Raw genomic sequence first — 14,391 nt, forward strand, 5'->3', positions numbered from 1 at the left:
TTGTGTGCCTTTATGGAATCACCAGTTATTTCCCGAAACCCGGATCACATTGAAATTCGGCGTTTGATTCTCGCCATAGATGGCCGTGATTCCCGGATTGTTGACCGTAACATTGGTGAAACGAGCTTCGCCAACCACAGGTCCTTGACCTTGTTCGGCTCTCACGACCAGCTTAATGCCGTAGCGGGTTGGGTTGTTAATCGTGATGTTCTCCAGCCGTACGTTCTGCATGGGCAGATTCTCCGGCGATTTGGATTGGAACATCAAGCCGAAGTATACCGGGTTATTAATGTCCACATTTTTCACCAGGATGTTCTTGAAGTCCCGGTCACCGCCGAAGAACCAGATTGCCCCGAAGTTTTGATAATCGTTAATTTTGTCGTCCGCCCCGACACTGGTCCAGAAATCACCGCCAGTGCGATCCAGCGTAACACCGTCGATCACCGTATCCTGATCTCCGAAGCCCAGCGTATTATAGCCGAAGCTTAAGCTGCTGATGGTCACGCCAGGATACGTGAGCGTATCTGCGCCGTACAGGTTCTGAAACAGGTTGTTCTGACCGCCGTAGACGGCGAAGGCGGCAGCCCGGCGTACGTTGACGGCGGTGAGGTTTGTGTACTTGTTCCCCACATTGTACGAGCCGCCGGCGTCAATCGCACTAAACAAGGCGAAGGCGTCGTCCCCCGTACCGCGGGCATAGTTGTTGTCAATCACGTTGTAGGAAGAGCCGTTGGTCATGTTGATGCCGTCGGCGAACATATTTTTGATCCGATTATTCTTGAAGGTATTGTAGGAAGAGTTCACGCCCCAGTACAGGCACACGAAATGCTCCGCCCAAATGTTCTCAATCGTCACGTTCTGCATGCCGTTCCCGTCAATGAATTTGCCGGGGCCGTCCTGACGGTAGACATAGTTCCCCCAGGCGGACAAGTCCTTGATGGTGGATCCGTTAGCGGTGGAGCTGATGTTAAATCCAACGTCGGTGTTCGTTTGGTTTTGCGGTGCAATCAGCTTGGTATGCCAAGGACCGGCGCCAATGATTTCCGTTGCCCGACCATACAGGAAAATCTTCGATGAGATCGTCCACTCTCCAGCCGGAATGAAAATCCCTTGCTTGGACGGATCCTGACGGAACTCGTTCAGCGCCTGCTCAATCGATTTCGTACTCGACACTTCAACATATTTGCTAGGATCCGGATTGGAGGCTGGCGGCGCTACGTTCTCCGTCTCGATCATATCCACGTAAATCCAAGGAACGTCCCCCGCATCCTTCTGGATTCGAATCTTCGTTCCAGCCGGATAGACTTGGTCCAGCAAGAGCTGGGAGTCTTCGTACAGCCAGTAAGCCTTGGAGCCGGAGTTATTGTACCCTAACTCTCCAAGCGTGGAAGGTGTGGCATACACGTAAGCGAATTTGGAGGACACGGTAAAATTGCCTTGATCCACACCGTTCGCATAGATGCTGATCGTACCGGTGGTATTCTCGGCTACGGCGCTGCGGAGCACGAACGCATTGGCCGGCTGAGTCAGCGTAAATTCCACGTATTCGCCGGTAGCATCCAGATAAACGGCTGAACGTCCAGAGGCTTCACCGGCAAAATCACCCGGCGTAAAGTTTGGCGCCAGCCGCGTTCCATTGGTGCTGTTCGAAGGAGCTTCGGCCTCCAACACAGTAAACGGCATGTTCGCGCCGCGACCGGAATATAAGCTGACGGTGCTGCTGTTGTTATCCCGCTTCACAGCGACCTCGTTAGCATCGTCTGCTACCGTTGTTGTTACCGTGTAGCTGCCGTCCACTGCAGTCCATGTTCCCATCGTCACATTGACGGATGCTCCCGGAGCCAGCGTACCGCTATACGAACCGTTTAGCGTGCGTACGGTTGTTCCCGAGCCGTTCTTCAGTTCTAAGGTGATGGGGTGCGCGCCGCCGGCGGATGCGATGGTGCCTTGGTTTTTCAGGTTCACGGTAAAGGTGACAGTCGTACCTGCGCTCGGATTCGAAGGCGTCCAGGCTGGCGTCGCGATCAGATCAGAGCTTTGTACCTGGTGAATTGTCAGCGGCGTGGGATGGGTGTAGGTGTTGTTGGCTTCATTGGTTTCAAGGACCGCGTTGTTCTCATCCACCTTGGCAATCACGACGTACGAACCGGCGTCTTTGGCGCCCATTGTTGCGGAGACGTTCGTCGTAGCTCCAGGGGCAAGCGCACCTACGGGAGCTGTACCTACCAGAGTGCTGCCAAGGTAGAAGTTCACATTCGTAGCGCCGGATGCAACAGTTCCTGCATTGCGAACCGCAGCCGTCAGCGTAACGGATTGGGACTCATCCGGTGTCGTCGGCGACCAGGACAGGTTGGCTATGGTCAGATCCGGATTGGGTGCCGGTGTGCCAAAGATCTGGAACTCCGCGACCTGCCCGCCGGGGGCTCCGGAATTGGCGGTAAACCGCAGCTGCACTTGGCTCACGGTGGCGCTGACCGGAATGGTGACGGTGTTCTGGGTTGCCGGATTAAAGGTATAGGAAGCGGCGGAGACCAGGTTCGTAAAGGTGGTGGAATTTTGGTCATGCCCCAGCACTTGAATCGTTTGCGTTCGTGTTGCCCATTCGCTGGAAGGGTTCAGTTTCAGGACAATCGACGTGATGTTGGCATTGGCCCCCAGGTCCACGGTGAGTGTGCTCGGATGACCGTTGCCCTCCCAATAGGTCGAGACATCGTTATCGTTGGCATTGTCGGCCACATAAATATACGTCGAGGAGGATGCGGTAATCGTCTTGCCGATGGCGAGGTTGGTTCCGGCCTCTCCGCCGGTTCCGTTTCGCGTCACAGTATTGCTTGGCGGCGAAACGTTGCCGGCTGCATCCTTGGCGACGACATAGTAGGAGACGGTAGCACTTGCTGGCTGCGAGTCGGTGTAAGTCAGCGTGGTTCCGCTGACACTGCCGCGAAGCTGACCGTTGGCGTAAATGTCGTACCCGGTTACGCCTACGTTATCCGTGGCGGCGTTCCAGGTCAGCTTGATTGTGCCAGAGGTTGGTTGTGTGAAGGCCAGGTTGCTCGGCGCCGTTGGCGGCTGCGTATCAGCGGAGCTTCCCTGCGTAAATTGGATCCAGTTGATATTAAAATCATATCCGCTGGCATAGACGCGAAGGGTTTGCGTTCCGGCATTGAGCGTTACGGTGGCCGTTACGGTCTGCCAGTTTTGCCATCCCCCGGTGTTGGGTACGGTCGTTGTAGCCAGCGTGGTTGCGCCGGATTTCAACTGGATTTCGCCTGTACTTGCATTGCTGGCAACCCGGTATTCGACGGTATAGGTGCCCGAACTAACGACGTTGACGTTATAGTCCATCCAATCCCCGACATGAATCCAGCCGACGTTCAGCCCGCCGCCTGTATCCGTGGTGGGTTCCGTCTGAATGCCGTACATCGCAGAGTAATTTTCCGCCTCAATCTTGCCCGGAATCGCGGAAGGTGCGGCTGGCGAAGCGCCGTAGACCTCCACTTCGGAGAGTTGGCCCGCCGGCCAGACGGTATTGGCCGTAATGTGAATCCGCACGTAACGAACGCTGGCAGCTGCAAAGTTGATCGTCACCGTATTTCCCGAAGCCGGGTCAAACGTGTAGCTGGCGGAGGCTTTCAGATCGGTGAAGCTCGCCCCGTTGGTGCTGCCTTGTACGGATAAGGTTTGCGTCCGACTTTCCCAACTGGAAGGCAGCTTTAAGATGACTTGATCAATTTCTACTGTATTGCCGAGGTCGATCTGCACCCACCCGGGTAAAGCGTGATTAGTGCTTTCCCAATACGTACTGGCATTGCCATCCGTGACGTTGGAGGCGTGATAAACATCGGCATGCCCGGATTCCGTCGTTGGCTTGCCTGCAGCCAGATTCGCCCCTCCTGCCGCCTGAACCGGTGCGGACCACCCCATTGAAGTAAAGAAGGTTGTGGCGAACATCGCGACGATACATATCCATGCGATAATGCGTCTTTGGCTGTTCACGTCATGCATTCTCCTTTCAGATTTGAAGATTTCTCCCTTTCTTACATCTGGCAGAGTTGTCGTGGTGAGCCTCGCTGCATGGTTAACTAATTCTGTTTAATATACCAATGTAAGCGATATCACAAAAAGGCGTATTCCCCCCTCTTCCCAAGGATCGGTATAAGTCCCGCACTTCCATCGTAAATGAGGAATCCTTTCCAAATAAAGGTGTAATTCTATGGAAATGGTGTGCAGGATTATGGTTTTGGACAAAAAAAGAGACCGCCCGTCATTTCATTGACCGGGCAGTCCCCGCTTAAGCGATTGAGGTGCTTTACGCCAACCGCATTTTGAAATCTTCATAACCAAACTGATGTAAAATTTCGCAATCGCCGTCCTTATGCTGCAGGACGAGCGCCGGCAACGGCATACCGTTGAAAGTGGTGTTCTTCACCATCGAATAGATGGCCATATCGCCAAACACCAGGCGGTCGCCCGGCTTCAGCGGCTCATCAAACGAGTAGTCGCCGATATTATCCCCGGACAGGCAGGTTGGTCCGCCCAGCCGATACGTATACGGCTTCTCGCCAGGTTCGCCCGAGCCAAACAGCGGCGGACGGTACGGCATCTCCAGCACGTCCGGCATATGGCAGGAAGCCGAGGCGTCCACGATGGCGATATCCAAGCCATTTTTCATCGTATCCAGCACCGTCGTGATCAGGTAACCGGCGTTCAGCGCCACCGCTTCACCTGGTTCCAGATACACTTCTAAGCCGTATTTGTCCTGCATCCGCCGAATGCACGCTTCCAGCAGCGGAATATCGTAATCCTCGCGCGTGATATGGTGGCCGCCTCCGAAATTGATCCATTCCATTTGCGACAGCCATGGACCAAACTTCTCTTCCACCGCGTCCAGCGTCGTGGCCAAGTCGTCCGAATTCTGCTGGCACAAGGTATGAAAATGAAAGCCAGAAATGCCATCCAACAGCTCCGGACGGAAATTCTCAATCGTCACGCCAAACCGCGAGCCATACGCGCAAGGGTTATAGATATCGTGGCCCACTTGGGTTGAACATTCCGGATTGATGCGCAGACCGACTTTTTTGCCAGCCGCCAGCACCCGATCGCGATATTTCTCCACTTGGGAGAACGAGTTGAAGATCACATGATCGCACAGCTCGATGATTTCGTCGATTTGATCCTCTCGGTAGGCCGGGGCAAAGACGTGATTCTCCTTGCCCATTGCCTCGTGGCCAAGCCGCGCTTCATACAAGCCGCTGGCCGCCGTGCCGCTCAAATATTTGCCGATCAGCGGGTAGGTCGTGTACATCGAAAATGCTTTTTGCGCCAAAATAATTTTGGCCCCCGTCCGCTCCATAATTCCGGCCAGGATCTTCAGGTTTTGCTCCAAAAGTTTCTCATCGACCACGTAACAAGGTGTTGGCAGTTCCTCGAAGCGCATATTATCTAACGTACTCCGTTTCTTTGCGCTCTTCGGCGACTTCCTCTTCCGGATAGGCATCTACCGGTACCGGATTGAAGCTTTCTTTCCAAGGCAGGCCCCACTTGTTCAGCGCATCCATGAATGGATCTGGATCGAACTCTTCGATGTTGTAGACGCCCGGTTTGTTCCAAGTGCCGTTGAGGATCATCATCGCACCGATCATGGCTGGAACACCCGTCGTGTAAGCTACGGCTTGAGAGCCAACTTCTTTGTAGCATTCTTCGTGGTCGCAGACATTGTACAGGTAGTACATTTTTTCTTTGCCGTCTTTTTTCCCTTTGAAAATGCAGCCGATGTTCGTTTTGCCCTTCGTGCGCGGTCCGAGCGAAGATGGATCCGGCAGGACGGCTTTCAGGAACTGCAGCGGCACAATTTGCTTGCCTTCGAATTCAATCGGCTCGATGGAAGTCATGCCGACGTTTTCGAGGCATTTCAGGTGGGTCAGGTAGCTTTGACCAAATGTCATGAAGAAGCGGATCCGTTTGATGCCCGGAATATTCAGGGCCAGGGATTCGATTTCCTCATGGTGCAGCAGGTACATATCTTTCTCCCCGATTTCCGGGAAGTTGTAGACGCGTTTGATTTCCATCGGCTCGGTTTCGACCCATTGGCCGTTCTCCCAGTAGCTGCCCTTCGCAGACACTTCACGGATGTTGATCTCCGGGTTGAAGTTCGTCGCAAACGGATAGCCGTGGTCACCAGCGTTGCAGTCGAGGATGTCGATGTACTCGATTTCGTCAAAATGATGTTTTAGTGCATAGGCGGAGAATACACCCGTTACGCCAGGGTCAAAGCCGCTGCCCAGCAGTGCAGTAATGCCGGCTTTCTCAAAGCGCTCGCGGTATTCCCATTGCCATTTGTATTCGAATTTCGCCGTATCTTCCGGCTCATAGTTCGCGGTATCCAGGTAGTGCGTTTTGGTTGCCAAGCAGGCTTCCATGATCGTCAAATCTTGATACGGCAGAGCCAGGTTCATCACGATGTCTGGTTTCACTTCGTTGATCAATGCGATCAGCTCGTCGACATTGTTGGCGTCCACTTGAGCTGTCGTGATTTTGGTTTTGCCGCCGTCCAGCTTCGCTTTCAGCGCATCGCATTTCGACTTGGTGCGGCTGGCGATGCAGATTTCTTCAAATACCTCGCTGTTTTGCACGCATTTGTGGATCGCTACGGAAGCCACGCCGCCGCAGCCGATGATTAATGCTTTTCCCATTTGTCCATCTCCTACCTTCTTTAAAATTTGACAAGTGCTGTGAAACGTAAAAAAGCAAGTGATTGAACGCATAACCTGCGCATCACTTGCTTCTGATATAGTCAATATTAAGAAAAGCTCCATCACAACGGACGAACGCCCGTCTTCATCGCCGCACGAAATGACTTCGCACGAACGCACGCTCCGGAATTCTTAATATTCAATATATCATGTTTGATCAGAGTCTATTTAGCAAATAATTCGCCTTTACCACTCTTATTGACCGTTTCACAAGTTGATGTGCATTATGCACTGGTTGTAAAGTAACCAACTTATAAAATTTGAGCTTTTAACTCAATCAATAAGGCAACTAAGTTGCCAATCGGCATTTGACCCGGCTGTCCGTATGGCCTTAACTTTCCGAAGAAAGTGGTCAAAAAATTATCTGCTTGGAAAGACTCGCGATATATTGAATACAACCTTTCCAAAAATCATGCTCCTTAATATTAGCAGGAACTGATTCGGAGGGCAATAGTAAATTTAAAATATTTTTTTGGTAAGCGAGGGACTTGTTTACGGTTTGAGTTTCGTTTCGCAGTTTCGATTGGAGTCTCGATTGGAGTTTTGCTTTGAGTGTCGTTCCGAGATTTGTTCCGAGTGTCGCTTCGAAATCCGTTGAGTGTCGCTTCGAGTGTTGCTCCTAGTGCCAAGTGTTGCTCATAGTGCCAAGTGTTGCTCCAAGTGTCGCTAACGCTTACCAGGCGTCTTATTTGGCGAAAAACAGGGGGGCTGGCGTTCTAACGCTTGTCAGCGTGCTTATTTGCGGAAAAAGCGCGGTGAAATGCGGAAAATGAAGCAAATAGAGTGTGTGGCAAGCGTTAGATTTAGAAATCGGGTATTTTGGCGGCAATAGCGTTTGTCATAAGCGTTAGACTTACGAGGGGTGGTACTACGATCAATAGGTCGCAAAGAGGTGGCATTCGGCGATCAACCTGTCGCAGGATGTGGCATCGCGTTCAATCCACCGCAAGAGCTGGCATCACGTTCAATCTGTCGCAAAGGCTGGCATCACGTTCAAACCGTCGCAAAAGGTGTTATCCTGGATCAATCGTGCGTGAGGCGGTATCGCGAAAATAACCGTTGCAAGTGGCAGCATCCTGATTACGTTATCGCGAGGGCCAGCACGGCACCCTGAACAATCCGCCGCTCCACCGCGGCTGGCCGGCTGGCCCAGAGCTTCTTAACTCTAGGATATCTTTAAATTGACGTGAATCAAGGAAAGCCCCTGGAACCCGAGTTACGATGAAGCCATCGATAACCGAAAGGGGATATGTCCAATGATCACCGTTAAATGGAACGTAGAAGAGTTAACCTGCCCAAGCTGCATCAAGAAAATCGAAAGCGCGCTGTTGAAACAACCGGGGGTACAGGAAGTTAAAGTGTTATTCCACTCTAGCCAGGTGAAGGTCCGGTTCGATGAGAACCTGGTGCAGGAGGAGCCGCTGCAGAGCATGCTGGCGAAGCTGGGGTATCCGGTGCTGGCGGGGGGAGGGCATGGCGATGGCCAAGCCTCGTAAAGCGGCGGCGCTGTTGGCGTCGGGGCTGCTACTGGCCTTGGCGGGGTTGTTTCACCTCCTGGGATGGGAGGTGGTTCGAAGCGTCGCACTGCTGCTGGCCTCGGCCCTATCCGGTTGGTCGATCGCTGTCCGAGCCTTTCGATCGCTCCGCATGCGCGTCTTCAGCATCGAGCTATTGGTGACGATCGCGATGATCGGGGCGGTTATCCTCGGCGAATACGTTGAGGCTGCCGCGGTGGCCTTCTTATTCCGGCTCGGGGCATACCTTGAGGTGATCACGTTGGGCAAGACGCGCTCCGCCTTGAAAGCCTTGATCGATCTGGCCCCGGCGGAAGCCCTCGCCCTGCGGGACGGCGTTCAGGTCAAAGTGCTCGCGTCCGAAGTGGTGCGCGGGGATCGGGTGCTTCTGCCGTCCGGCAGCAAGATCGCGGTCGACGGCCAGGTCGCTTCCGGCCAAGCCCTAGTTAACGAAGCGGCGATTACCGGCGAACCGGTACCCGTCGGCAAGCAGGTCCGTGACCGAGTGTTCAGCGGAACGACCGTGGATACGGGCTACCTGGAAGTCATTGCCGAGCAGGTTGGGGAGGACACAACCTTTGCCAAAATTATTGAGCTGGTGGAAGAAGCCCAGGAATCTAAGGCGAAGACGCAAAGGTTTTTGGACAAGTTCGCTTCCTACTATACGCCGGGGATGCTGCTGTTGGCGGTACTGGTGTTCCTCGTCTCTCGGAATCCCGAGCTCGCGCTGACGTTTCTGGTGATCGCTTGCCCGGGGGCTTTGGTGATTTCCGCGCCGGTCTCAATGGTTGCCGGATTGGGAAACGGCGCCGCAAACGGCTTGCTGATCAAAGGCGGGGAGGTGCTGGAGAACCTGGCCCGGGCGGAGGTAGTTGCGTTCGATAAGACTGGGACATTAACGGAGGGGAACCCTTCCGTGGTTGCGGTACACACCTACGGCGGCGTGCAGGAACGCGAGCTGTTGGAGCTGACGGCTGCAGTGGAAGCGGCCTCGGAGCACCCGCTTGGACAAGCGATTGTAAATGCGGCAAAGGCTCGGAAGGTAGAGCCGGCGGATCGACCGAAGCAGGTGGAGGTACACAAAGGAAGCGGGATTTGCGGTGAGGTTCGTGGACAGACGGTTCGGGTCGGGAAGCGGGAGTGGTTGGAGCAGCAAGGCGTGTCCATAAGCAAGGAGGTATGGGACGAGGCAGAACGTCAAGAGAAGCGCGGGGGTACGGTGGTATTTGCCGCGGTTAACCGCATGTTGATTGGCGTTATCGCCATCACAGACCCGATTCGTGCCGAAGCGAAGGAAGCGATCCAAGGGCTCAAGCGGCAAGGCGTGAAGCGGGTGGTGATGCTGACTGGCGACAATCGACATGTGGCTAGTAAGGTTGCGGATCAGCTGGGGGTGGATCAGGTGCACGCCGGGCTGCTTCCAGCAGATAAGATGGCGTTGATTCAGGAGTGGAAGCGGCAGGGCTACCGTGTGGCGATGCTTGGCGACGGCGTCAACGACGCGCCGGCGATCGCCGCCGCGGACATTGGGCTGGCCATGGGAGGCACGGGGACGGACATTGCGATAGAAACTGCGGATGCGGTCATTATGGCGGACCGGCTGGATAAGCTCGTATATGCCCGCCAGCTGGCGAAGCGCACGGTTCGCAATATGAAGCAAAACGTATTCTTTGCCATCGTGGTCGTGGTTCTGCTGCTGGCGGGGGTATTAACGAGGCGGATTTATTTAGCCTCGGGGATGTTTATTCATGAGTTCAGCGTGATTTTGGTGATTTTGAATGCCCTTCGCCTGACACGGCGCGGGTGGGGTTCCAGTATCGACCGGGACATGCTTCGGATCGCGGATCTAAGACGATAATTACAGATGTCTCAACCGCTCCAGGATATCCTCTGGATCAGGACGTTTCATGTAATCCGGTTCCACATAGGCGGAGCGGATGATACCCGACTCGTCGATCATAAACGTGGACGTAATCGGCAGAATCCAGCGATTGGTGGCATTGTATTCTGCCAGATCCAAGTTGAATTTGTTCAGGAAAATGTCCTTAATATAATCCGGTACGTCGTACAGAATATTGTAAGCTGCGGCGACTAATCCGTTCGTATCGCTCAACACCTGAAATTCGAGCTCTTCCTTCTCTTTTTGCGTCAATGTGTTGTCTGGGCTTTGCGGGCTGACAGCGATCAATTGGCCGCCGATCGACTCGATTTGCGGCAGTACCTTCTGGTACGAACGCAGCTGCATATTGCAGAACGGGCACCAGCCGCCACGATAGAAGGTCAGCACCACCGGACCCTTGGCCAATTCGTCATAAAGATTCACGGGTTGCCCCAGCGTGTTATTCAAGGTGAAATCCTTCGCCTTCTGGCCCACCTCCAGGCCAAATGCCTGGCCTGCTTGCTGCTGTTCAGTAATCAAGCGGTTGATTTCGTTATACACATCCGCTGGGGAATTTGCGACATACTCTTGTCTCATTTGTTCCAATTCTTGTTTGAACGTCATCTCTATACACCTCATTTTCGTTGATTACGGAGGCCCATATTTATAGCGTGCGATTGGCGAAGGGTTGATGGGAGTTCCGCTCTTTTTTTTGGAGTAAACACTCCATTTATGAATGAACTCATTGTATTTTAAATTTTTTGGATTGTCAACTCCATTTTTTTCGGACTTTGGCATCCCTCCAATTCTGAAAACGCAAAAACCCCGCAACCCAGCGCTTTCCGCCGGTTACGGGGTGATAAAAATTACGGATTTCCCTCCTTCTAAAGTGCCCTTATTCTGTTTCTATTTCGGGTGTGTCTAAACTAAATGGGTGCGGATATGCTCCAGTATCGCGTCGAGCACGGCCTCCAGGGCTTTGATATCTTTGCGAACCTGCGTCATGAGCAGGCCGCCTTGCAGCGCCGTCAGCAGCGCTAATGCCAGTTGGTCCGGATCGGCGTCGGTGCGCATTTCTCCGCGATCCCGCATCGCACGAAGCCCTTGGCTAATCGACTGCTCCCACTGCAGGAAGCAGGTAGCCAGCGCAGCGCGGGCTGCGGGTTCCATATCGGCCAGTTCGCTGGCCAATGAACCAATGGGGCAGCCGCCCTGATACTGCCGTTCAACCTGCGATTGGATGACGGCGTCGCGCCAGGTCTGCAGCGCCTCCATGCTGTCCAGATGGCTAAGCAACGGTTCTTGTGAACCTAACACCTGCTCGCTCTGGTACAGGATGACGGCGAGCACCAGGTCTCGCTTCTCCTTGAAGTAGTGATAAAGCTGCGAGGAGCTGACCTTGGCCTCCTTCTGCACATCCTCTACGCTCGTTCCCGCGACTCCGCGTTCGAACATCAGTTTAGCGGCGGCCGCAATGATGCGGCTGCGCGTTTCTCTCCCCTTCTTCGTAAGCTTTGGTTCCGATTGGGTTGTAGTTGTCGTGGTTTTCATAGTCTTAGTATAACAAGAATGGAGTTAACCATCCAGAAATGATTGTCCCCGAAATGGGAGTGGTCATTGTACACCCGCGCGGCCAGGGGCAGGGCTACGACTTCGTGGCCCGCGTCCCGCTGGACGCTTGGGCCAGCTTGCCGGACTGGGAGGCGACGCTCCGGCCGAAGCACCAGGTTGTCTTATTGGCAGCCTGGTGCTTTTTTTGAGTTTTCAGCTAACGGACCGTATGGCCCTTATTCTCTGATTTCCCAGCGATTTTCTGTTCTAACGGACCGGAATGCCTTTATAAGGCGGGTACGGGCAAGAATTCGACTGAAACAACCTAAATAAGGGCTGTGGAGTCCGTTAGGTGTTAGGAACCAAACTATTCCGCTCCAATAACGGCTCTCCAGTCCCTTAGCTCATTCGCACTCCTTAGCTCATCCGCACACCTTAGCTCCGCTAGCCACCGGAGTCCCCTTCATCCCCTCACCTGCCCTAGTTTCTGGCTTTCTCCGTTTTATTTGACCCTAAGCTGTACCCTAGACTATTGCACATTAAAAAAACATATGTTACTATTAACATAGGTTAAGATAAACAGAGGTGGTTCATATGTCGATCAATTACGCGATTTTAGGGATGCTGAGCGCCCGGTCGCTAACCGGTTACGATTTGAAGAAGATCATTCAGGATTCGCCTTTTATGCCTTGGTCGGGCAATAACAATCAGATCTACAAGGCGTTAGTCGAGCTGCTGGAGGAGGGCTGGGTGACGAATGAGGTCCAGCATCAAGACAGTGCTCCATCGAAGAAGATCTATACGATTACCGAAGCCGGGCGGGAAGCGTTGAAAGCTTGGGTACTGTCACCGCCGGAGCTGCCGGAGTTCAAAAACACCTTCCTCGTGCGCCTCGCCTGGGCGGATGCGTTGGGGGAAGACGAACTGGACGCCCTCCTTACGGGGTATGAGCACGAATTATATTTACAGCTTGCCGCAGAGGAGGAGAAGCTCCGCCGGGGGGAGTTTTCGCCACGCCGTACCTCTCGGGAAGCCTATCTCTGGGATCAAATCCGTGGCCGAGTTCTGGAGCAATACCGGAGTGAGCTGGACTGGATCCGCCAACTTCGCGAGGACTTGGGGATTCATTCGAAGGATCAGAAAGGGGAGAAACCTATGAAATATCATGTAGTGGAGAACAATAACCAAACGATCGTCGTTGTCACGTCCGCCGAACCGCCAATCGCCACTGGTCAGGACGCGATTCAACTGATCGAAGCGTGCATTGAGCACAACGCTGGACGGCTTATTGTTTATGCTGAGGCGCTGTCTGCGGATTTTTTCAACTTGAGAACGGGATTGGCCGGAGAAATTCTGCAGAAATTCGTGAACTTCTCGCTTCGTACGGCCCTTGTGGTTACGGATGGGAGCCTGATTAAAGGTCGGATGAAGGAACTGCTTGCGGAATCCAAGCGAGGGAATACACTTCGGGTGTTTGCCAGCCAAGCTGAGGCGGAGAAGTGGTTAGCGGAAAGTTAAGGAGGGCAGGATTTCAACGCCGACGGGCTTCGCTGGTGATGCATGTCCCGGGGATGGTATAATTTTCTTATGGACAATGCGCTTGGGAGGCCAATCAATGAGAGAAGAGCTATTGGAACAGTTGCAGACGTGGCATGAAGAGGATGAATATGAAAAGATCGTTGAAGCAGTCACAGACATACCGGAGGAAGAAAGAGATTATGAGCTGATCAGCCATCTGGGGCGTGCGCTGAACAATCTGGAGCGGTATGATGAGGCGATTGAGCAATTCCTGAAGATTGCCGATGAAGGGCAGGATGACCCGCTGTGGCATTATCGAATCGGCTTGGCGTATTACTATTTGGAGCGGTATGACGAAGCGCGGACTGCGTTTGAGACGGCAGATCGGTTGGAGCCGGGAGACGAGGATACGTTGGAGTTCCTGAGCTGGATCGAGGAAAAGACCGCTGCAGGCGATGCAGGGGACGAGGAAGCTGCACCAGCGTCGTCTGCGTCTGAGGCGGCGGAAGCTGCGGGTTCGGAAGGTGAGAAGATCGCAGCGGAACCGGTTGTTTTTGAAGGGGATTTTGATGCGGAAGGCTTCTGGGACGATGACAATCCTGCGGCAGAGAAGTACGTCTCGGCGCCGCCTACAGATGCGCTGGTCGAGTCAGTGGAGGAGTCGCTGGTGTTCCGGTTGCCGGCTTTTTACGTGAACCTGATGAAAGTGCATAATGGCGGTATCCCCCGTAACCGTTACTTCCGGAGCCAAACGGGCGAGACCATCGAGATTCTGGGAATCATGGGCATCGGACGGGAAAAACCGCACTCTCTGTGCGGAGCGGCCGGCAGCCGCGCTACGATCGAGCGGGAAGGGTATCCTGAGTTCGGTGTCGTCCTGTGCGATACGCCGTCGGACACCGGGGTCGTGATGCTCGATTATCGGGAATCCACCAACGTCGGCGAGCCGGAAGTGGTGTACGTGGAGAAGGCCAGCAAGAAGGTCATCCCTCTTGCGCCGAACTTCGAGGCGTTCGTACGGGGATTGACGGGGGGAACGACGCAAGAATAAGTAAGTCACACATGTATGTAATCCTGACAACGAGGTTGTCGGGATTATTTTTTTTGGCTGGGGCACGGGACTGAGCTAACGGACACCTGAGACGTTAATTGCGCTTGCAGGGACGTTAGGCCATTC

General features: G+C 53.8%; 10 protein-coding genes. 5 read left to right on the plus strand and 5 right to left on the minus strand.

Annotated elements, in window-relative coordinates:
* Positions 1 to 18: 18 nt before the first annotated feature.
* From PBA01S_RS06790 to PBA01S_RS06800, 3 genes are all read right to left on the minus strand, one after another.
* Entirely contained in the window at positions 19 to 4,005 is a 3,987-nt protein-coding gene (locus PBA01S_RS06790; RefSeq protein ID WP_127575611.1) for a carbohydrate-binding protein, read from the minus strand.
* Positions 4,006 to 4,309: 304 nt separating this feature from the next.
* The gene (gene nspC, locus PBA01S_RS06795) at positions 4,310 to 5,437 is read right to left on the minus strand and encodes a carboxynorspermidine decarboxylase (RefSeq protein ID WP_016314464.1); all 1,128 of its coding nucleotides are present in this window, start codon (positions 5,435 to 5,437) and stop codon (positions 4,310 to 4,312) included.
* A 1-nt stretch (position 5,438) separates the two neighbouring features.
* The gene (locus tag PBA01S_RS06800; RefSeq protein WP_028538455.1) at positions 5,439 to 6,692 is read right to left on the minus strand and encodes a saccharopine dehydrogenase family protein; all 1,254 of its coding nucleotides are present in this window, start codon (positions 6,690 to 6,692) and stop codon (positions 5,439 to 5,441) included.
* Between the two features lie 1,316 nt (positions 6,693 to 8,008).
* Between PBA01S_RS06800 and PBA01S_RS06805 the strand changes: the two genes are divergently transcribed.
* Together PBA01S_RS06805 and PBA01S_RS06810 are read left to right on the plus strand one after the other, a co-directional pair.
* Complete coding sequence (locus PBA01S_RS06805) at positions 8,009 to 8,248, plus strand: heavy-metal-associated domain-containing protein (RefSeq protein ID WP_016314462.1); 240 nt, start codon at positions 8,009 to 8,011, stop codon at positions 8,246 to 8,248.
* Positions 8,232 to 10,124, plus strand: coding sequence for a heavy metal translocating P-type ATPase (locus PBA01S_RS06810; RefSeq protein ID WP_218027432.1), 1,893 nt, complete (start codon positions 8,232 to 8,234; stop codon positions 10,122 to 10,124). The genes PBA01S_RS06805 and PBA01S_RS06810 overlap by 17 nt, the downstream gene beginning before the upstream one ends.
* Here the strand turns inward: PBA01S_RS06810 and PBA01S_RS06815 are convergent, their stop codons facing one another.
* Positions 10,125 to 10,769, minus strand: a complete 645-nt coding sequence (locus tag PBA01S_RS06815) for a peroxiredoxin-like family protein (protein WP_016314460.1) — start codon at positions 10,767 to 10,769, stop codon at positions 10,125 to 10,127.
* Between the two features lie 297 nt (positions 10,770 to 11,066).
* Entirely contained in the window at positions 11,067 to 11,696 is a 630-nt protein-coding gene (locus PBA01S_RS06820; protein WP_085170145.1) for a TetR/AcrR family transcriptional regulator, read from the minus strand.
* Between the two features lie 38 nt (positions 11,697 to 11,734).
* On the opposite strand from PBA01S_RS06820, the gene PBA01S_RS22705 reads away from it, so the two are divergent.
* The 3 genes from PBA01S_RS22705 to PBA01S_RS06830 all read left to right on the plus strand — a co-directional run bounded on the left by PBA01S_RS22705 (position 11,735) and on the right by PBA01S_RS06830 (position 14,265).
* On the plus strand, positions 11,735 to 11,905 hold the full coding sequence (locus PBA01S_RS22705) for a hypothetical protein (protein WP_164744105.1): 171 nt from the start codon (positions 11,735 to 11,737) through the stop codon (positions 11,903 to 11,905).
* 385 nt (positions 11,906 to 12,290) lie between these two features.
* Positions 12,291 to 13,214 carry a PadR family transcriptional regulator gene (locus PBA01S_RS06825; protein WP_127575613.1) on the plus strand — a complete coding sequence of 308 codons (924 nt, stop codon included), beginning with the start codon at positions 12,291 to 12,293 and terminating at the stop codon, positions 13,212 to 13,214.
* A 97-nt stretch (positions 13,215 to 13,311) separates the two neighbouring features.
* Entirely contained in the window at positions 13,312 to 14,265 is a 954-nt protein-coding gene (locus PBA01S_RS06830; RefSeq protein WP_127575614.1) for an SMI1/KNR4 family protein, read from the plus strand.
* Positions 14,266 to 14,391: the final 126 nt, after the last annotated feature.

It is taken from the genome of Paenibacillus barengoltzii NBRC 101215 (assembly GCF_004000745.1).
GTDB classification, from domain to species: Bacteria; Bacillota; Bacilli; order Paenibacillales; family Paenibacillaceae; genus Fontibacillus; species Fontibacillus barengoltzii.

Excerpts from the sequence above, each read along its gene's own strand:
- PBA01S_RS06805 (WP_016314462.1), top strand. The coding sequence starts at position 8,009 with ATGATCACCGTTAAATGGAACGTAGAAGAGTTAACCTGCCCAAGCTGC.
- PBA01S_RS06820 (WP_085170145.1), bottom strand. The coding sequence starts at position 11,696 with ATGAAAACCACGACAACTACAACCCAATCGGAACCAAAGCTTACGAAG.
- nspC (WP_016314464.1), bottom strand. The coding sequence starts at position 5,437 with ATGCGCTTCGAGGAACTGCCAACACCTTGTTACGTGGTCGATGAGAAA.
- PBA01S_RS06790 (WP_127575611.1), bottom strand. The coding sequence starts at position 4,005 with ATGCATGACGTGAACAGCCAAAGACGCATTATCGCATGGATATGTATC.
- PBA01S_RS06825 (WP_127575613.1), top strand. The coding sequence starts at position 12,291 with ATGTCGATCAATTACGCGATTTTAGGGATGCTGAGCGCCCGGTCGCTA.
- PBA01S_RS06830 (WP_127575614.1), top strand. The coding sequence starts at position 13,312 with ATGAGAGAAGAGCTATTGGAACAGTTGCAGACGTGGCATGAAGAGGAT.
- PBA01S_RS06815 (WP_016314460.1), bottom strand. The coding sequence starts at position 10,769 with ATGACGTTCAAACAAGAATTGGAACAAATGAGACAAGAGTATGTCGCA.
- PBA01S_RS22705 (WP_164744105.1), top strand. The coding sequence starts at position 11,735 with ATGATTGTCCCCGAAATGGGAGTGGTCATTGTACACCCGCGCGGCCAG.
- PBA01S_RS06800 (WP_028538455.1), bottom strand. The coding sequence starts at position 6,692 with ATGGGAAAAGCATTAATCATCGGCTGCGGCGGCGTGGCTTCCGTAGCG.
- PBA01S_RS06810 (WP_218027432.1), top strand. The coding sequence starts at position 8,232 with ATGGCCAAGCCTCGTAAAGCGGCGGCGCTGTTGGCGTCGGGGCTGCTA.